The organism is Celeribacter persicus, assembly GCF_003050785.1.
In the GTDB taxonomy this organism is placed as follows: domain Bacteria; phylum Pseudomonadota; class Alphaproteobacteria; order Rhodobacterales; family Rhodobacteraceae; genus Celeribacter; species Celeribacter persicus.
Genome location: NZ_QAOH01000001.1, coordinates 288,764 through 308,955, shown reverse-complemented (window position 1 = coordinate 308,955; position 20,192 = coordinate 288,764). Strand labels below are relative to the sequence as shown.

Here is a 20,192-nt window from a genome sequence, read left to right as displayed (position 1 = left end):
AAGGAGATCCCCTTTGGGCAATGCACGCAATCTTGCCTTCTGGCTCGTGCTCTTGATGCTGGTTCTGGCCCTGTTTCAGGTGCTGGGCGGCAATCAGTCGAGCATGTCGTCGGAAGTCGTCCCCTATTCCGAATTCATGTCGAAAGTGGACGATGGCACCGTGACCTCTGTCGATATCGACGGCGAGAAGGTTTATTTCACCGGGGCGGACAACCGGCGCAAATATACGATCAACCCGGGTGACGAGAATCTCGTGTCCGAGCTTCTGGCCAAGGATGTGACGGTCGAAGGTAAGCCGCAGGAAGAAAGCGGTATCATGCCGTTCATCCTGTCCTTCCTGCCGATCTTCCTGATCATCGGGGTGTGGATCTATTTCATGAACCGGATGCAGGGTGGCGGTAAAGGCGGTGCGATGGGCTTTGGCAAATCGCGGGCGAAACTTTTGACCGAAAAACAGGGTCGCGTGACCTTTGACGATGTCGCGGGCATTGACGAGGCCAAGGAAGAGCTTGAAGAGATCGTCGAATTCCTGCGCAATCCGCAGAAATTCTCGGCCCTTGGTGGCAAGATTCCGAAAGGCGCGCTTCTGGTCGGTCCTCCGGGCACCGGTAAGACGCTTCTGGCGCGGGCCATTGCGGGCGAGGCGGGCGTGCCGTTCTTCACCATTTCCGGCTCCGACTTTGTCGAGATGTTCGTGGGTGTCGGCGCGAGCCGTGTGCGTGACATGTTCGAGCAGGCGAAAAAGAACGCGCCCTGTATCGTTTTCATCGACGAGATCGACGCCGTGGGTCGCCATCGTGGCGCGGGTTATGGCGGCGGCAACGACGAGCGCGAACAAACGCTCAACCAGTTGCTTGTCGAGATGGACGGGTTTGAATCGAACGAAGGCGTGATCATCATCGCCGCGACCAACCGTCGTGATGTGCTCGACCCGGCGCTGTTGCGTCCCGGTCGTTTCGACCGCCAGATCACCGTGCCGAACCCGGATATCAAGGGCCGCGAGAAGATCCTCAACGTCCACGCCCGCAAAGTGCCGCTCGGCCCCGATGTGGACCTGCGCATCATCGCGCGCGGCACGCCCGGTTTCTCCGGTGCCGATCTCGCCAACCTCGTGAACGAGGCTGCGCTCATGGCCGCCCGTGTCGGACGTCGTCAGGTGACGATGGAAGATTTCGAACAGGCCAAGGACAAGGTGATGATGGGCGCGGAGCGCCGCTCCATGGTTCTGACCGACGAGCAAAAGGAAAAGACCGCTTATCACGAAGCCGGTCACGCCATCGTCGGTCTGAAACTGCCGAAATGCGATCCGGTCTACAAAGCTACGATCATCCCGCGCGGTGGTGCGCTTGGGATGGTGATGAGCCTGCCGGAGATGGACAAGCTCCAGATGTTCAAGGACGAGGCGCGTCAGCGGATCGCCATGACCATGGCCGGCAAGGCAGCCGAAGTCTTCAAATACGGCGAGGAAGAAGTGTCCTCCGGCCCCGTAGGCGATATCCAGCAGGCGAGCCAACTCGCGCGTGCCATGGTGATGCGCTACGGCATGTCCGACAAGGTCGGCAACATTGACTACGCCGAGGCCGCCGAGGGCTATCAGGGCAACACCACGGGTCTTTCCGTGTCGGCCCATACCAAGGAACTGATCGAGGAAGAGGTGAAACGCTTCATCGACGAGGGCTATGCCGAGGCGTACCGCATTATCTCGGAATACGAGGAAGAGTGGGAGCGTCTGGCGCAAGGGCTGCTGGAATACGAAACCCTCACCGGTGAAGAGATCAAACGTGTGATCGCCGGTCTGCCGCCGCAGGCGGGCGAGGACGAGGGCGGCTCTGGCGGTTCCGGTGAGGCTTCGGTGACGGCCATCCCGAAGACCAAGAAAAAGCCGAAGTCCGATAGCGGCATGGAACCCGAACCCATGGCCTGAGGCCTGAAAGCCTGTTAGGAAGAAAACCGCGCCTCTCTCAGGGCGCGGTTTTTGCTTGAGGAGGAGCGTATGAGCGACTGGAGCCCCACGAAATACGCGCAGTATTATGATCTGCGATTGCTGCCTGCCCGTGATCTGCTTGCCGCCGTCGGTGAGATTCCCGATGGGGCCGTCATGGATCTGGGCTGCGGTTCGGGTGGTGTCGGTGGGCTTTTGGCGGACCGCTTCCCGGATCATGCGCTTTACGGGCTGGAACAATCGCAGGCGATGCGCGAAGCGGCGGAGGCTACGGGCGTTTATACCGAAGTGCACAGCGGCGACATTGCAACCCATGATCTCGGCCTCGATTTGGCGCTGATCTTCACCAACGCGGCGCTCAACTGGGTGCCGGATCACCGCACGGTCCTGCCGCATCTGATGCAATTTCTGGCCCCCGGCGGCTGGTTCGCCATGCAGGTGCCGAGCCAGCACGATGCACCCTCCCATGTGCTCGCCCGTGAGGTGGCGAGCCGTCTGGATCGGCAGGCTTTCCCCGATACGGATGCCAACTCCAATGTCCTGCCGCCGCGCAGCTATGTCAGTATTCTGGAACCTTTTGGCGAGGTCCGGGTCTGGATGACCGAATATATGCAGGAGGTCAAAGCCCCCTTCGGTCATCCCGTCCGCCATTTCACCCAGGCCACTTACCTGCGCCCCTATCTCGAACATTTCGAGGCGGCGGGGCGGTTGGAGGCCTATCTCGACGCCTATGACACGGAGCTGAACGCGGCCTATCCGATCGACCGTCAGGGCCGTGCGTGGTTCCCGTTCAAACGGCTCTTCGTGACGCTGCATAAGGCCTGATCTTTCCCCGCGCGTGCGGGCGTGTTACAGCGTTCGAAAAAGGCCCGCCAGAAGGGATGGTCATGACGCTGAAATCACCGAAAGACATCGACACGATGGCCGAGTTGCGCGATCAGATCGATAGGCTCGACCGTGAGCTTGTCGACCTTCTGGCGGTGCGTCAGGCGCATATCGACCGGGCGGCCGAGATCAAACCGGGCGAGGGACTTCCGGCGCGGATCGAGACGCGGGTGCACGATGTGCTCGACAAAGTGGAAACACGGGCGCGTCAAAGCGGTTTCGATCCGGTGCTCGCGCGCCAGATGTGGGCGCTGATGATCGAAGACATGATTGCCCGCGAAGAGCGCGTACTCGGGCGGGACAGGTAAGGAGCAGGACATGACAGCACATCTGATCGACGGGAAGGCCTTTGCGGCCAGCGTGCGAGAGAAAGTCGCGACCCATGTGGCACGGATCAAGGAAGCGCAGGGCGTGACCCCCGGTCTTGCCGTGGTGCTGGTCGGCGACGATCCGGCCTCTGAGGTCTATGTGCGCTCCAAGGGTAAGCAGACGGTTGAGGTCGGCATGCACTCCTACGAGCATAAATTGCCTGCGGACACGTCTGAGGCCGATCTTCTTGCACTTATCGAACAACTGAATGCCGACAAGGATGTGCATGGCATCCTCGTGCAATTGCCGCTGCCGAAGCATCTCAACGAAAGCCTTGTGATCAACGCGATTGATCCGGAAAAGGATGTGGATGGCTTCCATATCTCGAATGTCGGGCTGCTGGGCACCGGGCAGAAGAGCATGGTGCCCTGTACGCCGCTTGGGTGTCTCATGATGCTGCGGGACCATCTGGGCGATCTGTCGGGCAAGGACGCGGTGGTGATCGGTCGGTCCAATATCGTCGGCAAACCGATGGCACAGCTTCTCCTGGGCGACAGCTGCACCGTGACCATCGCGCACAGTCGGACGAAGGACCTGCCGGAAGTGGTGAAACGCGCCGATATCGTCGTGGCCGCTGTGGGCCGCCCGAATTTCGTGCAGGGTGACTGGATCAAGCCCGGTGCGACAGTAATCGACGTGGGCATCAACCGCATTCCGGCGCCGGAGAAAGGCGAGGGCAAGACCCGCCTTGTGGGCGACGTGGATTTCGCGGTGGCAAAAGAGGTTGCTGGCGCGATTACCCCGGTGCCGGGCGGTGTCGGCCCGATGACCATCGCTTGCCTCTTGGCCAATACGCTCACGGCCTGTTGCCGCAAACACGGACTGGCCGAGCCGGAGGGGCTGACGGCCTGAGCAAAGCCCCCATCCTGTGACGTGCTCGGAGGCCCTGCGGGGCCTCTTTTGCTGTGCTGAGGGTTTTCTGATGGCTCAAATACTCAAAAATTCTAGTGCGCGAATTCGCTCTCCTCGACGAACATGTTCGCCCAAGCCCGTTCCACCAGTTCCGGCGTCATTTGATAGGGGATGCCTTCGAATTCGCAGATCGAAATCATCTGGTCGATCAGGAAGACCGGTTGATAGTTGGCGTAGACATTGTCGATGGTCGGATATTTTTCCTTGAGGAGATAGACCAGTGCCTCTTCGTTCAGCGGTATTTTCTTCTTGCGCGCGACCATGGCGAAGATTTTGAGGAAGCCCGCCTGATCCGGCCCGTCGATTTTGATCTTGTAGAAAATCCGGCGCAGCGCGGCGGTGTCGAAGATCTTGTTCGGGTGGAAGTTGGTCGAGAAAATCACCAGCGTGTCAAAAGGCACTTCGAATTTCTCACCCGACTGGAGTGCCAGAATATCCTTGCTTTCCTCAAGCGGCACGATCCAGCGGTTGACGAGTTTTTGCGGCGGTTCTTCCTGACGGCCAAGGTCGTCGACGATGAAAATCCCGCCGGTGGATTTGAGCTGCAAGGGGGCCTGATAGGTCCGCGCGGTCGGGTTGTACACCAGATCGAGCATGGAGAGCGACAGTTCACCGCCGGTGACCACAGAGGGCCGTTCGCACCGCACATAGCGCCGGTCGAACCGGTTCGCGGTCTTTCTGAGTGCATTGGGATCGTCCTCGGCATCCTCGCGTTTGACATGCATCAGCGGGTCGTAAACCGTGATCACCGATCCGTTGTATTCGATCGCGCGCGGCACATAGATCAGATCGCCGAGCGCGTCGCGAATGCCGTTGGAGATCGAGGATTTGCCGTTCCCCGGCGGCCCGTACATCAGGATCGAGCGCCCTGCACCGACCGCCGGTCCAAGCTGGTCGAGAAGGTTGGGCGGCAGGATCAGATGCCCCATGGCCGCCAAAAGCGCCTCGCGCGTCACTTTCATGTTGCGCACCGACTGGCGTTGCACCTGTTCGGCATAGATTTCCAGCGGGACTGGCATGGCACCGTAATATTCCGACTGGCTGAGCGCATCGAGGGCGCGTGCCTTGCCACCGTCGGAGAGGCGAAAGCCCATTTCGGAGCCCGCACCTGCATGCATCGTGCCGGTCGCTTCGATAAGCCCCTGTTCGCGGGCGCGGTCCACCAGATCCTGGGTGATCGACACCGGCAGGCAGAGCGCGGCGGACAGGCGCGAGACCTGTTCGAGATTGGTGCGGAACATGGTTTTCAACACGATGTCGCGCATCATCACAGGAGACAAACCGGTTTCCTCGGCGCGTTTCGGTGCGACGGGTGCGATCACGTTCGGTGTCGGATCCATCATGGTCATAACTGCTGGCCCTCTGTTCTGCCTGTTCGACGGCTTGTACTTTTGCCGGGAGTGTACGGAGACTGACGGACAAAGCCAAGATTTTCACGCCGTTGTGCGCACACAGCTTTGCAATGTGGAGTGTTTGGCCATAACCTTTCGCAAAAATGAACGAGGCAGTGCAGATGGGCCGAATTTCTCCGGCAAAATACACCGTATTTCTCGCGGTTTTGATCCTTGTCCTGGGCGGGGTGGGGCTTGCGGAAGGTGGGCTTTATCTCGACATGCATGAGGGCGATGCCGCGCATATGGTCGATATTTTGTTGCGCATGGGGTTGGGGCTGGTGCCGCATCTGGATTTTTCGACCCCGATCGGCATTTTCGCCTTTCTGCCGATCCGGTGGATGATGAACATGGGGTTGGGCATCGGACAGGCCTTCATCGCGGCGCAAATTCTGATCGCCGTGCTGTTTGCTCCGCCGGTCGCACGCGTGGCGCTTTCGCGGCTGTCCGGGCTTGCCGCCTGGGGATTTGGCGCGGTGGCGATGGTGATGGTCCTCGGTCTGGTCCATGGCGAGAACGCGACCGCGATTTCCGTCTCGATGTATTACAACCGCTGGGCTTGGGTGGCGGCCTTCATCGCAATTCTGTTGGCGGTGCTGCCGGAGCGGAGCGAGAGTAAGGCTCCGCTGCTCGATGGGGTGATCGCGGGGGCGATGCTGGCGTTTATGGCGCTGATCAAGCCGACCTATTTCGTGGGGTTTGTGTTGCCCGTGGCGCTTGGCTTTATGCTTCGCGGGGCTTGGCGCAGCTTGCTCGCGGGGCTCGTGACCGGACTGTCGGTCGCACTGGCCATGGTCGCGTTTTACGGTACGGAGTTCTTTCCGGCCTATGTTGCCGATCTCCTGTCGGTCACCCGTTCGGAGAGCCGTGCGGCGCCCGGCGTGTCCTTTGTCGAAGTGTTGAACGCGCCGCGTTTTCTGATCGGAACCGTCACCCTGTTCCTCTCGGTCATCGTGTTGCGCCAGGCTGGGCGGGACCGCGTCGGCCTCTTGCTTCTGTTGCTGGCGCCGGGTTTTGTCTATGTCACCTACCAGAATTTCGGCAATGATCCCCAATGGCTCATTCTGTTGTGCGTGCTGCTTCTGGCGGAGCGACCGGAGCGCGGGCGTCGCGTCTTGTTCAACTCCGATGCGCGCAACGCCACTTCGGCGCTGGCGTTGATGGCATTCGCCCTGATCGCGCCGTCGATGCAGAACATCGCCACAAGCCCTTTCCGCAATCTCGTGGCAAAGACGGAGGACCATGTGCCGCAATTCGAAGGCCGTGCAGAGCTTGACGACCTGTTTGTAACGCCCCGGCGAACCCGAATGGTGCTGGCCCGAGAGAACCTTGTAGATCGCTATCCGGAACTTGCGCCTTACGCCAGCGAAGACGAGGAGTTCGCACCGGTGAGTTTTCTGGGTGAGACCCTGCCGCGCTGTGCTTTGCAGGGGGGCGATCTGGTCCTGAATGGTTATATGGCGGATCGGCTGAAGGCCGCGCCGTTCAATTTTCCGCCGGAGAGCCAGTTCTTCGTCGCCGATATTGTTTCGGCAATCTGGATTCTCGGAGATTTCGCGCCGCTCAAAGGCGGTGCGCCCTGGTATTATTCCGGTGCGCCGGGGGTAGAGAATGCCGATGCCATAATTGTTCCGCTCTGTCCGCTCGATCCGAGCGTGGAGCGCCATGCGCTCGCTGCGGTCGAGGCGGCGGGGCTGAAACTGCGCCCGCCGTTGCGCGATCCGATGATGCTGGTTTATCTGATCGCGAAGGAATGAACGTAGCGTAGAGGTTCAGGCGTAGGACGCGAGTGCCAGATAGCTAACCATCGTGCCGGTGAGTGCCAGTCCCATGGGGAATTTACGATGCTCCCAAGAGACCCAGTCCGGCGTGGCGCGCCGCATCGCAGGCAAGGCACGCAGCAGACGGTGTGCGCCGAAAGCGCCGAGCAGAAAAGCCGCGAACAGAGTGAGCACGGGGCCCAGATCGGCAAGTGGAATGAACATCGACATGGCGACGGCGAATTTGCCGTCCCCGGCGCCAACGCCCAGATAGGCGTAGGCAAAGAGAGCGATGGGATACATCACGAGCGCATGGGCAAAGCCCCAGAGATACTGGTCAATCGGCAAGAGAAACGGTCCCATGACCACATAGATCGCGCCGAGTGCCAGAACGACCGTATTGGGCAGTTTCATTCGTTTCAGATCGTTGAAGGCGGCGAGGAAACACACGAGTGCAACCGGCAGAAGAAACCAGAGCGCGGCCTGAGAGGGCAGGGTTATCATGAGACGGATCAACCGTTCGAGACGTTTGCTTCCAGCGCACGCAGCGAGCGCACGGCGGCTTCGAAATGCTGCGGGTGGGTGTCGATGGCGTCCTTGATAAGCCCCTTGCCGATGGTCACATCACCGGCCTTTACGGCGGCGAGCCCCAGCGTGTAGAGCAATTGCGCGCGTTCGGTCTGGGTCATCTCCATCACCGGCAGGTCGTATTTGCCCTGCGCGCCACGGGCCAGAACGAGATTGTTCTTGGCGGTGAAGAGCGAGGGATCGTAGGTGATGGCCTGCGCGAAGAGCTTTTCGGCCTCTTTGTAATCGCCACGGGTCAGTTTCGAATAGCCCCAGTTATTCAGCACCCCGCCCGGGCGGGTCGTCAGCCCCACGGCGGTCTGGTAGAAACTGTCGGCCTTTTTCCATTCCTGATTGCTGTCGGCGACCATCGCCTCAAGGCGGTAGCGTTTGTAGGTCTCATGGGTGGGCGGCACGGCATCGAGCTGGGCCTCGGCCTCTTTCCACTCGCCGGTCCGGATCAGCGCATCGGCGTAATCAACCCGGTCGTCCATCGTCGCCTCCTTATGGGCGACGACGTTCTTCCAGGCGGTGACAGCAGCATGGTTCTCGCCCGCGCGCACAAGGGATTTCGCGAGTCCGCGTTGCAGGTCGATGCGGTCCGGGTTTTCCGCCACGGAACGGGAAAAATAGGACACGGCTTCGGTCGGGTCGGCGGCGTTGAGCATGATGTCGGAAAGTCCGGTGCCGTCGATGGCGTTCACGGAGGTGTCGGCGCGGCGCACATCGCCACCAAAAGGCTTTTGACAGGCCGTCAGGGCCACAGAGCCCGCCAGTGCGAGCGTGATCACATAAAGGTTGCGCATGATGCCTGCCATCCTCTGTCTGCTCGGGTCCGGACGTTGTGTCTCTTGATGACCCTGTTTGCCTCGATACTTTGTTCTTCGTTTCAACCCTGTTCCGGTGCCCGGTCCGTTTTCGGATCTCGAAACACCTCAGTGTGCAAGGATCAGATATTCGCTCGTTCCGCGCCGCACCAGTGTGAAATTGCTCTCATTTTCCTCACTATACGTGGGATTTTCGAGTTTTGCGAGCGCCAAGCGCAGGTTTTCGCGAATGTCGGCAGATTGGCCACTGTCGAGCGCGAAGGCGGTGCGGAACACGCGTTCGGCCTCGCCGTATTCCCCCTGTTCCATCAGAACCACGCCGAGGTTGTTCCAGGCCGGGACAAAACTGTCGTCGAGTTCTATGGCTTTCCTGAGATCGGTTTCGGCCTGACCGAGACGCCCGAGGCGGAGCTTGGCGGAACCGATGGCGGAGAGGGTGTCGACGGTCATGCCCTGGTGCCCGGCGGCGCGGTAATAGGCCTTGAGCGCCAGTTCGTATTCTCCGGCTGCCATCAGCCGGTGTCCGACGATCAGCCCGTCGACGGAGGCCTCTCCCACATCGACGCCCGGCGGCGCATATGCTCCGGCGTTCTTGAGCGGCTTGAGCCCGTCACCGGTGCCGCAGGCGGTCAGGAGAGAGAGGAAAAGCGCAGCCCCGAGGGGGCGGCGCGAGAAATGTCGAGACATGCTGTCCCTTGCGTTTTGGAGCTGTCGCGAAACCTGTTCCGGCTTAGAAGCTGGCTTCCGACAGCATAATGTAGATGTCATAGACCGAGGGGCCGACCAGGATAATCAGGAGCGGCGGCACGGTCAGCATCATTGTGGCAAGGGTCATCTTGGTAGGCAACTTGTTTGCGGCCTCTTCGGCGCGCATCACGCGTTTGTCACGCATTTCAGCGGCATAAATCCGTAGTGCATCGGCAATCGAGGTCCCGAATTGCTGCGACTGGATCAGCACGGTCACGAAAGAGGCCACATCGGGCACGCCACAGCGTTCGGCCATGTCGCGCAAAACGATGGTTTTGTCCTTGCCGGCCTTGATCTCGTAAGAAACGATCTCGAACTCGTCGGCCAGCGCCGGGAAGCCCGAGCGGATTTCCTTGGCCACACGGATGATCGCCTGATCGAGCGACTGACCGGCCTCGACGCAGACCAGCATGAGATCGAGCGCATCCGGGAAACCGTTGGTGATTTCCTCCTTGCGGGCTTCGACGCGGCGCGTAACCCAATATTTCGGCAGCATGTACCCGATACAGGCCGGAAGGAGCACCGTCAGCACCAGGGATTTCGGTGTCATTTCCTGTTGCGAGGATTTGAGCAGGGCGAACAGCAGGCCGAAGGCCAGCGCGCCGAGCCCCATTGAGAATTGCGCGAAGTGGAACATGCGCACGGCGTTCTTGCCGCGATAGCCCGCCTGAATCATCTTTAATTGCGCGGCGGAATATTCCTCTTCGTTTTGGGGCTCAAGAAAGGCGGAGTATTTTTCGAGCTTCGCCCCCTTCTTGTCCTCGTAGCGCAGCTTGGCCTGTTTGTTCGCCGTATTGCCGTTCTGGGCCTGCTCCTTGAGCCGGTCCATCGGATCGCGTTTCTTGTTCAAAAGCGCGGGCAGGGCGAAGAGGATCAGCACCGCGCCCAAAGATCCCATGAGAATGAGAGGGCCAAAGGGACCGAGTTGATCGCCGAGGAGGGAGGTGAATATCTCTTGCATGGCGGAACTTCCTCAGACCTTGATGTTCACGAGCGATTTCATGACGAAGATATTCGCGGTGAGAAACCCGGCCACGGTCAGACATGCGGGAATGAAGGCGGGCGTGTTTTTCACCGTGTCGTAATATTCGGGTTTCATCAGCGAGATCATCAGAAGCGCCAGAAGCGGGAAGCCCGAGAGGAACTTGCCGGACCATTGCGCCTCGGCGGTGATCGCTTTCACCCGGCGGAACAGTTTGAAACGCGAGCGGATCACCTTCGCCAGACCGTCGAGCACTTCGGCGAGGTTGCCGCCGGATTGCTGCTGGATCGACACGGCAACGGCGAGGAAGCGCAAATCTTGCATGTCGAGCCGTTCGGCCATGTCTTTCAAGGCCTCGCCCACGTCGCGACCATAGGCGGATTCATCCGCGATCACGCCCATTTCCGTACCAAGCGGATCGGGGACTTCCTTGGAGACGATGGTCAGCGCATTGGAAAACGGGTGTCCGACGCGCAGAGAGCGCACCATGAGTTCAACCGCATCGGGCAGTTGTTCCTCGATGAGGCCGAGACGCTTCTTGGCCTTGGCCTGAACCCAGACATAAACCGCACCGACGCCCATCACGACGGAGACCATGATCCGGATCGGGAGGGAGGCGGCGGTGCCGATCGACAGGCCGACGAAGGCGACCATGCCCAGAAGCCCCATGACCATGAAGAGCTGAGTGGGCGAGAAGGCGATGTTGGCCTTTTGCGCCTTTTCGGCCAGAACGGAGTAAAGCGGCACCTGACGCGACTTGAGGTGCTGGCTCATCTCCTTACGCAGTTGATTGAGCACCTCTTCGCGGTCGCCCGTGCCCTTTTCGAGCAGTTCGTAGCGGCGATTGACCCTGGAGTTCAGCGAGATAGACTTGCCGAACACAGTCAGATAGATGCCCTCGACCAGAAGCAGCACGGCGACGAAGACGACGCCGTAAATGATCGGTTCCAGAGAAATGATCATGTGACAGGCTCCTTAACGCGGGTTGGTCGGTTCGAAAATCGCGTGCGGCAGGTCGTAGCCCCACATGCGGAAGCGTTCCGAGAAGTGGCTGCGGACACCGGTCGCCGTGAAATGGCCGATGATCTTGTTGTCGGGGGTCAGGCCGGTGCGCTGGAAGCGGAACACCTCCTGCATCGAGATCACGTCGCCTTCCATGCCGGTGATCTCGGTGATCGAGACCATGCGGCGCGAGCCGTCTTGGAGACGCGAGGCCTGCACGATCAGGTTCACAGCCGAAGCGATCTGTGAGCGCACCGCCTTGAGCGGCATTTCGATCCCGGCCATGGCGATCATGTTCTCAAGACGCGACACACCGTCGCGCGCGGAGTTGGCGTGGATCGTGGTCATCGAGCCGTCGTGACCGGTATTCATGGCCTGAAGCATGTCGATCACCTCTTCACCGCGGGTCTCCCCCACGATGATCCGGTCCGGGCGCATCCTGAGCGCGTTGCGCAAACAATCCCGTTGGGTCACCGCGCCCTTGCCCTCGACGTTGGCGGGACGGCTTTCCATCCGACCGACATGGGTCTGCTGGAGTTGAAGTTCCGCGGTGTCCTCGATGGTGAGAATGCGTTCGTCGTTGTCGATGAATGAAGACAGCGCATTGAGCGTGGTGGTCTTACCGGAGCCCGTCCCGCCCGACACGATGACATTGAGGCGGGTGGAGACGGCGGCTTGAAGATAGGCGGCCATTTCCTCGGAGAAAGCACCGAACCGCACGAGATCGTCGATCCCGAGCTTGTCCTTTTTGAATTTCCGGATGGAGACGAGCGAGCCGTCCACCGCGACCGGCGGCACCATGGCGTTGAAACGCGAACCGTCTTTGAGACGGGCGTCGACATAGGGGTTCGATTCATCGACGCGGCGGCCCACGGCGGAAACGATCTTGTCGATGATCCGCAGAAGGTGCTTTTCATCCTTGAAGGTGATGTCCGAGAGTTCGAGCTTGCCCGCCCGTTCGATGAAGATCTGATGCGGTCCGTTGACCAGAATATCGTTGACGCTCTCGTCTTTCAAAAGCGGTTCCAGCGGCCCGAGGCCGCGCACTTCATCGTACAGCTCCTGATTGAGCAGGATGCGTTCATCGCGGTTCAGGACCAGACCCTGATCGGCGAGAAATTCCGCCGTGATATCGGAAATCTCGGATTTCAGATCCTTTTCCTGTGCGGTTTCAAGAGCCGCGAGGTTCAGGTCTTCGAGAAGACGCTTGTGCATCTCCACCTTGATGTCGCCAAGTCGTTCCTTGCGCCGGCGTTCCTTGTCCTGCGGGGCGACCTGGGCTGCGCGCGTGGACTCGCGGCGCTGAACCTTGATTGCGGCCGGGGCGGGTGCTTCGGCAGGTGCGGCAGCTTTCACCGGGGCGGCTGTGGGCGCGCTCTTGGTTGGGGTTTTGACGGCTTCTGCTTTATGGCCATCGGATTTTTTGTATCGCGAAAACATCGTCTTGTTCTCTCACCTCATGCTCCGGGGCAGTTTTTGCGGCGGATTATTGTGCCGCTTCGAGTTGCCCGGACTGTCGTGCGTGCAGCGAGGCAGCGAGCTTGTGAATTTCCTTGCGCAGCGGGTTTTTCGCCGCTTCGATTCCGAGCGGCATGCCCTGATCGCAGGCATCGCGCACCGGTCGCCCGCCATCGGGGAATTGCACGTCGATGTCGATTTCGAGATTTTCCGCCATGCGTTTCAGACGTGCTTTCGCAGCCAGATCCATCGCCTTCGGCGCCCGGTTCAACAGAAAGCGCATCTTCTCGAACGGCAGTTCTTCCGCTTTGAGCGCATTGCGCAGACGCAAGATATTCTGGGCGGAGCGCAGGTCGAGTTCGATTGGTGCGAAATAGAATTCGGCCGCATTGAGCGCCGTCTCGGTCCAGCTTACGAGGGTCGTGGGCATGTCGATAATGATATAGTCGAAATGTTTGCGGCCCATGTCGAGCAGTCGCTCCACATCGGTGGCTTCGATGAAATCGAGCGGCAGGATTTCCGGCGGTGCGGTCAGCACGGAAAGCTTGTCGTTGAAATTCATCAATGCGCCTTTGAACGCATCGTCATCCATCAATTCGGTCGAGGACAGAAGCTCATAGACCGCATTGCGGCGAGGCAGGTCGAGATAGGTGGACACGGAACCGTATTGCAGGTTGAAATCTATCAACAGCACGCGGGGTTGCGGGCCTTTCTTCTCGATATTGGCCAGTTCCCAGGCGAGGTTGACCGCGATGGTCGTGGCGCCCGCGCCACCCGATATGGATTGCACCGGCAGAACGATGCCATGCGCGTTGCCACCTGAGACGACCTGCGTCGACATGTGCGTCTCGACGAAGTCGATGGCGGGCACCTTGCGGGGTGCATCCAGACGTTCGATCGCGTCATGAAGGGCGTTTTCCGGCAGCGGGTAGGGGATGAAATCTTCGGCTCCGAGTTGCAGGAGCTGATGCAGGATCAAGGGCGAGATTTCATCGGCGATCAGAATCACCTTGATATTCTGTGCCTTGGCCGACTTGATCAGGTCCGCGATCATTGCCAGCAGGCTCTCGTCTTCATGATCGAGCGCCATGGCGACGAATTTCAGCCCGCCGCTTTCCGGTTGGCGAAAGAACTGCCGAGCATCCTCGAAAGAGAGATCGCCCCAGGCTTCGCCCAGTTCGGTCTCCATATCTTCGATCAGAAGATCGAAGTTCTGCACGTCCCGGCTGATCGTACAGGCCACAAGCGGGGCCGGGTCGTTTTGCAATAGAGCTTCACTCGTCATTGCTCAAAGCGTCCTTTATCTCGAACGCCAGGCTCTCGATGGCTCAGACTGTTTCAAACGGAACGCCCGGCCCTGATCCCCTGGCGCGTCTGTCCGACTCGGTTGTCGGACATACTGCTCCCATTGGGGATAAGGTGCCGGGGTATTGGGGCAACAATAGGGCCGAAATCGCGTAATAATTCGCTAATTCGATACGATGTTATCCGGGCTTTATTGTCCCGGATTGATTTCGCGGCTTCCAAAGTCGACGAGGTCCGAGGGAGCCGTCGCACTTTCGATGTATTCGCGATGAATGATCTCCGCATAGCGGCTGTCCATCACGAGCTTCGAATTTTCCACAAAACCGGACACTTCGGTAACGGTACGGCGGTTCTTGCGCTCCGGATTCTGGGTCACGATCAGCGGTTGGGTCTCGCCATAGGAGACCATCGCTTCGAGGCGCGAGCGGGAGATGCCGTTGCGGGCAAGTTCCGCGACCACTGCTTTCGCGCGGCGCAGACCGAGCGATTTGTTGTAGGCGTTGGAGCCCACGAGATCGGTGTGACCGTAGACGCGGAAACGTACTTCGGGGAATTGCGCCATGAAATGCGCCTGTTTGCGGATCGCATCGCGCGCCACGCCATCGAGCACGGCGGAATTGAATTCAAAATTGACCGTGGTCGGAACCTGGGCTGCAAAGCGTTCGTTCAGGTCGATCACGTAATCGAGCTGACCGCTCTGAACCAGTGTGTTGTTCATCGTCGCGTTGCCGAAAGTGCCATTGTCCAGATAGCCACCAGCTTCCTGATTGAAGTAGTTTAAAGCGTTCTGATCGGAGCAGGCGCCTAGGGCGAGAAGGGCCGAGGCCACAAGAGAAAGTTTCAGAGTGTCCCGCATGTCCTTACTCCATCACATAGCCATAGGAGCCGGAGAAATCCTGTTTCGCCACTTCGGCCGCCGCTCCGGATTTCGGGGCAGAGGTGCCACCAAAGGTCTTGCCGAAGAGGAACAGCTCACTTTCGGTCGGAACCTTGACCCGGTCGGTCGGCAAGCTGAGCGCGAGACCGTTGGTCGGGCTGACCAGATGCGGGGTGACGATGATCACAAGCTCCGACTGGCGGCGGGAATAATCGGTCGAGCGGAACAGGGCGCCGAGCACCGGAATGTCGCCGAGCCACGGCACCTGACCGATGAGATCTTCGAAATCGTCCTGCAACAGACCTGCGATGGCAAAGCTCTGACCGTCGCGCAGCTCAACGGTGGTCGAGGTTTCGCGGCGTTTGAAGGAGTTCAGCGTAAAGCCGTTCACCGAATAGTTCACGGTCGAATCGATGCCAGACACGGCGGCACGCATTTCGAGGTTGATCTGGTCGCCATTGATCACGCGTGGCACAAACTCAAGTTCGACACCAAAGGGTTTGTAGTCGATATAGATGCCATCTTCGTCGGAGACCGGGATCGGATATTCGCCACCGGCGAGGAATTTCGCTTGCTGGCCGGAAAGCGCGGTCAGGTTCGGTTCGGCGAGAGTTCGCACCAGACCTTTTTCTTCCATCGCCTCAAGCAGGATAGAAAGTTCCGTATTGCCGATCGAACCGCCGATATTGATTGCGCCGAGGGTTCCTTCCTTCACGGTGACGCCGCCATTGTCGGCAATCGAGGTGGCACTGTTGTCGCTGCTCAGCCAGGTGCCGGTGGAGCTCGTCATATCCGTGTTGGACAAGCCGATGGAGGAGGAGAGGTTCTTCGAGACAGAGCGGGTCATTTCGGCAAAGCGCACTTTCAGCATGACCTGTTGCGTGCCGCCGATATTGAGCAGGTTGGACACCCGGCCCGGCGCATAGCGTTCCGCCAGTTCCACCGCACGTTCCATCATGGTCACCGAGGAAATCACCCCCGAGAGTACGATGCCGTCATTGGCCGTGCGCACTTCGATCGCTTCGTTCGGCATGATCTGGCGAAGGCGTTCCTTGAACTCGGTAACATCCGGGGTCACCTGAACTTGCACGTTGGTGATCAGCGTCCCGTTCGGGGCCAGAAGCGTCATGGTGGTCAGGCCCGGCGTTCGGCCCAGCACATAGATGGAACGATCTGAAAGGGTTGAGATATCGGCAATTTCCGCATTGGCTACCGAGATTTCGGCGAAAGGTTCGTCGCTTTCGACAACCACGGCCCGGTTCATCGGAACATTCAGCACGCCCGAGGGGGAGCCCGTCATCACACGAAGTTTTTCAGCAAAAGCCCCATGCGGGCTAGCGCCGAGTATGGCAAACCCAATGAGGGCCGCCTTGACCAAATTCAACTTTTTCATGTGATCCTGCCTCTGTCGACCACGCCTCAACCATCGGGTTCTTTTCGACCCATTTGGCCAGACCATGCGTTAATTTAACTTTTTTTGCAAGAATCAATCTCTTGGATGCCATTTGTGATGTGGATAAGTCACAAGCCAGAAGCGTTTGCGGTGTCTGGTTCGGCAAGCCTTTGATCAAATCACAAAAAACCGGACGGCGCTCATGCGTGCCATCCGGTTCTGATTTTGCTGTCTGTCCGAGCCGGTCGAGGTGTCAGTCGGTGCAGGGAATCGGTGTTTCGACGATTTCGCTGCCCTTGCGGGTGCGGATCGTGCAGACGCGCTCTTTCTGAACTGCGATGACCTGTTTCTCCTCGATGCCGAGAAGCGTGTTCTTGTCGATCTCAACGCCGCTCACAATCGTGTCGTCATTGCGACCGACCAGTGCCAGTGAGAGATGCCCCGAACTTTGCGCCGTTGCCAGCGCCGCGACCTGGGTGGGCGTGGCTTCCACGGTTACAGTACGGGCGATGGTGGTGGACTGGCGTTCGCTGTTCGATGTCTGGTCGACGGCCACCAAAGGGATCGACGATTCGATGAGTTTCGTGATCTCTTCTCCGGATCCGGGGGCGCGACCGGTCCAATAGACATCCACACGGTCACCGGGGCGCAACAGGCCCGAAACGCCGCTGGAGACGTCCACCTTGATCGCGAAAGCGCGCATGCCTTTCGACAGACGCGAGGCCACTCCGGCATCTTCCCCCGGGGCGGTGACCTTGACGCTGAGCAGGGGTTCCATCGGTTCAATGGCGCGCAATGCGAGGCGGGTCACTTCCGGACCTTCCGGAAACAGTTCCTCTTCGGTGCGGAACGCACCCTCAGGCATGGCTTCGAGTGGCCAGCGGACCTTTTTCACCAATTCCGGCACGATTGGGTCGCCATAGGCCAGCGGTGCGGTCACGACGAAAATTTCTTCCGTCTGGATCATGTTGGCACGCATGGCTTTTTCGCGGTCCAGTTCGGCCTGATAGGTCGACAGATAACCGCGGGTCATATGAACGGCAAAGCCTGCCAGGGCGACACCGATCACGAGCACCAATCCGAAAATGATACGCATAACTTTCCCTTTGCTTGCGGGCGTGAGGCCGCTTTACGGTCCACCCCTCTGCGAACACCGTTTCAAAGTTTCATCGAATTGCGGCAATTTGGTGGTTTTGCCACGGCGCTCGCGTGAATTTTTGCTCATTTATGAACAAAGCGGGAGATTCCTTCTGGCTGTTTTCCAGATGTCGCCATGCGCCAGTCTGGGGCACCAAAAGGAAAACCGCGCTCTTGTCCCGGAGCGCGGTTTTACATGTTGCCTCTCCGGCGCTTGGCCGACCCCGGATCAGTAGGTGATCACGGTGCGGGAAGCGAGGTCTTTGGAGATGTTATCGCCCAGCGATTTGGTGCCGCTTTGCACGGTAGCGAGAACGGCGATGGCGAGGCCCACGACGGCAGAGGTCAGCACGACCCAGTCAACGGTCACGGCGCCGTCTTCGTCACGGGAGAATTTGTTGGCGAGTTTGAAGAATTTCATGGTTCAGTCTCCGTATCAGAGTAGCCCGGATCAGTAGGTGATCACGGTGCGGGAAGCGAGGTCTTTGGAGATGTTATCGCCCAGCGATTTGGTGCCGCTTTGCACGGTGGCGAGAACGGCGATGGCGAGGCCCACGACGGCAGAGGTCAGCACGACCCAGTCAACGGTCACGGCGCCGTCTTCGTCACGGGAGAATTTGTTGGCGAGTTTGAAGAATTTCATTTGGTATCCCTCCGAGGATATTGTCAGCTCAGTTTCCACGTCTTGAGCGATCCGGAGCGAGGCGTTTCCCTTGCCTAATTGCTCTTTCCCGCTTTCGATGGGCTTATATGGCCCTCCAACTGGGGCGAGAGTTGGGCAGCATTGGTACGTTTTTGGTAACGGCGCATATTGATCGTCAATTTCACTTAATACATTGATTTTTAATGATAAAATTTTTTAACCGGATTGCCTGAAAATGCTTTTATCCGCTTTTGAGATTAGCCACGGCATAAGGTTGATGGGAGAATCGGCTAAAATTCTGGTTCTTGGGCAAGATTTTTGCGAAACTGGCGGCAAAAGCGGTCGGACGTTCGGAACCGGCTGCCCCATAAGAGCAGTATGATCATGACTTTTTCCTCGCGCCGAGTTGTGTGGCTCGCTTTGTCGACGGCATTGAGCTGTGCCGCACCCGTTGTCTCGATGGCCGAAGAGGCCAGCGCCCCGCCGCCTTGGCCGGACGTGCGCCCGAAGCGGATCGGTGTGCCCTCGGGCGGTGCCGGGCATCTGATCGACGTGCAGATCAGGCCCGGTATGAAGACGGTAAAGGTGCCGCCCGCCGTGGCTGATCCGGTCGCGCCCGTGCCCGCCGAGCTTCTCGACTGGTACTGGCGTGCGGTGCCACACGATCTGGCGGGGGCGGGGCCAGAGCGGTTCGGCGCGGCTTTGGCTGCGCTCGATCTCGATCCGGGAAAATCCATTCCCCGGCCGAGTTTTCAGCAGGTGACCGATCTGGCCAATCGCTACGGTTCCGCGCTGTTGCTCAACTCGGTCGGCACCAAAGTCAGTCCGGCGCTGGCGCTTGCGGTGATGGCGGTCGAATCTTCGGGCGATGAGACGGCATTGAGCGGGAAGGGCGCGCAGGGGTTGATGCAGCTCATCCCGGCGACGGCAGATCGTTTCGGGGTCGATCCCAAAGACCCGGACCAGAACATCAAAGGCGGGATTGCCTATCTCGACTGGCTGCTTACGGAATTCAACGGCGATCTGGCATTGGCGCTTGCGGGATATAATGCCGGGGAAAATGCGGTGAAGGCCTCGAATGGCCCGCCGCCCTATGCCGAAACCCGTGCCTATGTGCCCAAGGTTCTGGCCGCTTGGCAGGTGGCAAGGGGCTTGTGTCTGACGCCGCCCGATCTCTATTCGGATGGCTGTGTCTTTGCGACCAATGCGGTGCGGGCGCAGAACTGAAACGGGGCCTCGAAAGGCCCCTCTTCGGTGTCAGATCGACATTTTCTTGAAGATGAATTCCGGGATGTGCCGGATGATCAGCATGATGTAACGCCAGAAGAACGGCGTGTAGATCACGTTCTTTTTCTTGCGCACCGCTTTGAGGATGTCTTTTGCCACCGCGTCCGGCGTGGCGACGAGGAACATGCCCTCGATGCCCCAGGTCATCGCCGTGTCGACGAAGCCGGGTTTCACGGTGACCACATGGCCGCCTGCCCGCGTCAGCCGGTTGCGCAAGCCCGAGAGGTAGATGGCAAAGCCCGCCTTGGCGGAGCCGTAAACGTAATTGCCGATCCGTCCACGGTCGCCCGCGACGGACGTGACGCCCACCACGGTGCCTTGCCCGCGCTCTTCGAGATGCGGGGCGAGCAGTGAGAGGAAGGTGGCCGGGCCGATATGGCTGTCCTGCACCACGCCGTCGATCAACGCAGGGTCAGCGTCGATCGAGGATTGTTCCGGCATGGAGCCGACGAAGACGGCGCAGTTGATCGTACCTTCTTCCTTGGTTGCACGTTCGATGATCGGTGCGAAACTGGCGCGGTCGCGAGCATCGAAGCGCAGGGCTTCGGTTTTTGTCGCTCCGCGCGCAAGGCAGTCACTGGCCGTAGCCGAAAGGTCGTCCATGTCGCGACCGCACAGGAGGAGCGTTGCGCCGTCTTTCGCGAGGCGGCGGGCCATGGCGCGGGCCATGGAGGAGGTGGCGCCCAGAATGATCCAGGTTTGGTGCAT

Annotated in this window: 20 protein-coding genes; 6 read left to right on the top strand and 14 right to left on the bottom strand. The window is 59.5% G+C overall.

Annotation, left to right across the window (positions count from 1 at the left end):
• Nucleotides 1-13 precede the first annotated feature (13 nt).
• From ftsH to folD, 4 genes are all read left to right on the top strand, one after another.
• Nucleotides 14-1,924: an ATP-dependent zinc metalloprotease FtsH gene (gene ftsH / locus C8N42_RS01620; RefSeq protein ID WP_107814784.1), complete on the top strand. Its 1,911-nt coding sequence runs from the start codon at nucleotides 14-16 to the stop codon at nucleotides 1,922-1,924.
• 69 nt (nucleotides 1,925-1,993) lie between these two features.
• Entirely contained in the window at nucleotides 1,994-2,767 is a 774-nt protein-coding gene (locus tag C8N42_RS01615) for a methyltransferase domain-containing protein (protein ID WP_107814783.1), read from the top strand.
• 62 nt (nucleotides 2,768-2,829) lie between these two features.
• Nucleotides 2,830-3,135: a chorismate mutase gene (locus tag C8N42_RS01610; RefSeq protein ID WP_107815053.1), complete on the top strand. Its 306-nt coding sequence runs from the start codon at nucleotides 2,830-2,832 to the stop codon at nucleotides 3,133-3,135.
• Nucleotides 3,136-3,145: 10 nt separating this feature from the next.
• Nucleotides 3,146-4,048, top strand: coding sequence for a bifunctional methylenetetrahydrofolate dehydrogenase/methenyltetrahydrofolate cyclohydrolase FolD (gene folD, locus C8N42_RS01605; protein ID WP_107814782.1), 903 nt, complete (start codon nucleotides 3,146-3,148; stop codon nucleotides 4,046-4,048).
• Nucleotides 4,049-4,140: 92 nt separating this feature from the next.
• Here folD and C8N42_RS01600 read toward each other — a convergent pair whose 3' ends face one another.
• Nucleotides 4,141-5,451, bottom strand: a complete 1,311-nt coding sequence (locus C8N42_RS01600; RefSeq protein WP_425430505.1) for a P-loop NTPase family protein — start codon at nucleotides 5,449-5,451, stop codon at nucleotides 4,141-4,143.
• Between the two features lie 170 nt (nucleotides 5,452-5,621).
• On the opposite strand from C8N42_RS01600, the gene C8N42_RS01595 reads away from it, so the two are divergent.
• On the top strand, nucleotides 5,622-7,256 hold the full coding sequence (locus tag C8N42_RS01595) for a hypothetical protein (protein ID WP_107814780.1): 1,635 nt from the start codon (nucleotides 5,622-5,624) through the stop codon (nucleotides 7,254-7,256).
• A 15-nt stretch (nucleotides 7,257-7,271) separates the two neighbouring features.
• Here C8N42_RS01595 and C8N42_RS01590 read toward each other — a convergent pair whose 3' ends face one another.
• From C8N42_RS01590 to C8N42_RS01535, 12 genes are all read right to left on the bottom strand, one after another.
• Nucleotides 7,272-7,763, bottom strand: coding sequence for an A24 family peptidase (locus C8N42_RS01590; RefSeq protein ID WP_107814779.1), 492 nt, complete (start codon nucleotides 7,761-7,763; stop codon nucleotides 7,272-7,274).
• Between the two features lie 8 nt (nucleotides 7,764-7,771).
• On the bottom strand, nucleotides 7,772-8,632 hold the full coding sequence (locus C8N42_RS01585; RefSeq protein ID WP_107815052.1) for a tetratricopeptide repeat protein: 861 nt from the start codon (nucleotides 8,630-8,632) through the stop codon (nucleotides 7,772-7,774).
• A gap of 129 nt (nucleotides 8,633-8,761) precedes the next feature.
• Nucleotides 8,762-9,340 carry a tetratricopeptide repeat protein gene (locus C8N42_RS01580; RefSeq protein WP_107814778.1) on the bottom strand — a complete coding sequence of 193 codons (579 nt, stop codon included), beginning with the start codon at nucleotides 9,338-9,340 and terminating at the stop codon, nucleotides 8,762-8,764.
• Between the two features lie 43 nt (nucleotides 9,341-9,383).
• The gene (locus C8N42_RS01575) at nucleotides 9,384-10,361 is read right to left on the bottom strand and encodes a type II secretion system F family protein (protein WP_107814777.1); all 978 of its coding nucleotides are present in this window, start codon (nucleotides 10,359-10,361) and stop codon (nucleotides 9,384-9,386) included.
• A gap of 12 nt (nucleotides 10,362-10,373) precedes the next feature.
• Nucleotides 10,374-11,345, bottom strand: a complete 972-nt coding sequence (locus C8N42_RS01570) for a type II secretion system F family protein (protein ID WP_211309132.1) — start codon at nucleotides 11,343-11,345, stop codon at nucleotides 10,374-10,376.
• 12 nt (nucleotides 11,346-11,357) lie between these two features.
• Nucleotides 11,358-12,824, bottom strand: coding sequence for a TadA family conjugal transfer-associated ATPase (locus C8N42_RS01565; RefSeq protein WP_107814776.1), 1,467 nt, complete (start codon nucleotides 12,822-12,824; stop codon nucleotides 11,358-11,360).
• A gap of 46 nt (nucleotides 12,825-12,870) precedes the next feature.
• Nucleotides 12,871-14,127, bottom strand: coding sequence for a CpaE/TadZ family protein (locus C8N42_RS01560; RefSeq protein ID WP_107814775.1), 1,257 nt, complete (start codon nucleotides 14,125-14,127; stop codon nucleotides 12,871-12,873).
• Between the two features lie 210 nt (nucleotides 14,128-14,337).
• The gene (locus tag C8N42_RS01555) at nucleotides 14,338-15,003 is read right to left on the bottom strand and encodes an OmpA family protein (RefSeq protein ID WP_107814774.1); all 666 of its coding nucleotides are present in this window, start codon (nucleotides 15,001-15,003) and stop codon (nucleotides 14,338-14,340) included.
• Nucleotides 15,004-15,007: 4 nt separating this feature from the next.
• A complete protein-coding gene (locus tag C8N42_RS01550; RefSeq protein WP_107814773.1) occupies nucleotides 15,008-16,417 on the bottom strand; it encodes a type II and III secretion system protein family protein in 1,410 nt (469 codons plus the stop codon).
• A gap of 253 nt (nucleotides 16,418-16,670) precedes the next feature.
• On the bottom strand, nucleotides 16,671-17,513 hold the full coding sequence (gene cpaB / locus C8N42_RS01545; RefSeq protein WP_107814772.1) for a Flp pilus assembly protein CpaB: 843 nt from the start codon (nucleotides 17,511-17,513) through the stop codon (nucleotides 16,671-16,673).
• 270 nt (nucleotides 17,514-17,783) lie between these two features.
• On the bottom strand, nucleotides 17,784-17,975 hold the full coding sequence (locus tag C8N42_RS01540) for a Flp family type IVb pilin (RefSeq protein ID WP_107814771.1): 192 nt from the start codon (nucleotides 17,973-17,975) through the stop codon (nucleotides 17,784-17,786).
• Nucleotides 17,976-18,005: 30 nt separating this feature from the next.
• Nucleotides 18,006-18,197 carry a Flp family type IVb pilin gene (locus tag C8N42_RS01535; protein WP_107814771.1) on the bottom strand — a complete coding sequence of 64 codons (192 nt, stop codon included), beginning with the start codon at nucleotides 18,195-18,197 and terminating at the stop codon, nucleotides 18,006-18,008.
• Nucleotides 18,198-18,581: 384 nt separating this feature from the next.
• On the opposite strand from C8N42_RS01535, the gene C8N42_RS01530 reads away from it, so the two are divergent.
• Complete coding sequence (locus tag C8N42_RS01530) at nucleotides 18,582-19,424, top strand: lytic transglycosylase domain-containing protein (RefSeq protein ID WP_245889932.1); 843 nt, start codon at nucleotides 18,582-18,584, stop codon at nucleotides 19,422-19,424.
• Between the two features lie 30 nt (nucleotides 19,425-19,454).
• Here C8N42_RS01530 and C8N42_RS01525 read toward each other — a convergent pair whose 3' ends face one another.
• Entirely contained in the window at nucleotides 19,455-20,192 is a 738-nt protein-coding gene (locus tag C8N42_RS01525; protein ID WP_107814769.1) for an SDR family oxidoreductase, read from the bottom strand.

What these genes read in the sequence shown, in the direction of transcription:
- C8N42_RS01530 (WP_245889932.1), top strand. Translation starts at nt 18,582, where the DNA reads ATGACTTTTTCCTCGCGCCGAGTTGTGTGGCTCGCTTTGTCGACGGCA.
- C8N42_RS01550 (WP_107814773.1), bottom strand. Translation starts at nt 16,417, where the DNA reads ATGAAAAAGTTGAATTTGGTCAAGGCGGCCCTCATTGGGTTTGCCATA.
- C8N42_RS01590 (WP_107814779.1), bottom strand. Translation starts at nt 7,763, where the DNA reads ATGATAACCCTGCCCTCTCAGGCCGCGCTCTGGTTTCTTCTGCCGGTT.
- C8N42_RS01600 (WP_425430505.1), bottom strand. Translation starts at nt 5,451, where the DNA reads ATGATGGATCCGACACCGAACGTGATCGCACCCGTCGCACCGAAACGC.
- C8N42_RS01525 (WP_107814769.1), bottom strand. Translation starts at nt 20,192, where the DNA reads ATGCACCAAACCTGGATCATTCTGGGCGCCACCTCCTCCATGGCCCGC.
- C8N42_RS01565 (WP_107814776.1), bottom strand. Translation starts at nt 12,824, where the DNA reads ATGTTTTCGCGATACAAAAAATCCGATGGCCATAAAGCAGAAGCCGTC.
- C8N42_RS01615 (WP_107814783.1), top strand. Translation starts at nt 1,994, where the DNA reads ATGAGCGACTGGAGCCCCACGAAATACGCGCAGTATTATGATCTGCGA.
- C8N42_RS01555 (WP_107814774.1), bottom strand. Translation starts at nt 15,003, where the DNA reads ATGCGGGACACTCTGAAACTTTCTCTTGTGGCCTCGGCCCTTCTCGCC.
- folD (WP_107814782.1), top strand. Translation starts at nt 3,146, where the DNA reads ATGACAGCACATCTGATCGACGGGAAGGCCTTTGCGGCCAGCGTGCGA.
- C8N42_RS01570 (WP_211309132.1), bottom strand. Translation starts at nt 11,345, where the DNA reads ATGATCATTTCTCTGGAACCGATCATTTACGGCGTCGTCTTCGTCGCC.
- C8N42_RS01540 (WP_107814771.1), bottom strand. Translation starts at nt 17,975, where the DNA reads ATGAAATTCTTCAAACTCGCCAACAAATTCTCCCGTGACGAAGACGGC.
- C8N42_RS01560 (WP_107814775.1), bottom strand. Translation starts at nt 14,127, where the DNA reads ATGACGAGTGAAGCTCTATTGCAAAACGACCCGGCCCCGCTTGTGGCC.
- C8N42_RS01580 (WP_107814778.1), bottom strand. Translation starts at nt 9,340, where the DNA reads ATGTCTCGACATTTCTCGCGCCGCCCCCTCGGGGCTGCGCTTTTCCTC.
- cpaB (WP_107814772.1), bottom strand. Translation starts at nt 17,513, where the DNA reads ATGCGTATCATTTTCGGATTGGTGCTCGTGATCGGTGTCGCCCTGGCA.
- C8N42_RS01585 (WP_107815052.1), bottom strand. Translation starts at nt 8,632, where the DNA reads ATGCGCAACCTTTATGTGATCACGCTCGCACTGGCGGGCTCTGTGGCC.
- C8N42_RS01535 (WP_107814771.1), bottom strand. Translation starts at nt 18,197, where the DNA reads ATGAAATTCTTCAAACTCGCCAACAAATTCTCCCGTGACGAAGACGGC.
- C8N42_RS01610 (WP_107815053.1), top strand. Translation starts at nt 2,830, where the DNA reads ATGACGCTGAAATCACCGAAAGACATCGACACGATGGCCGAGTTGCGC.
- C8N42_RS01595 (WP_107814780.1), top strand. Translation starts at nt 5,622, where the DNA reads ATGGGCCGAATTTCTCCGGCAAAATACACCGTATTTCTCGCGGTTTTG.
- C8N42_RS01575 (WP_107814777.1), bottom strand. Translation starts at nt 10,361, where the DNA reads ATGCAAGAGATATTCACCTCCCTCCTCGGCGATCAACTCGGTCCCTTT.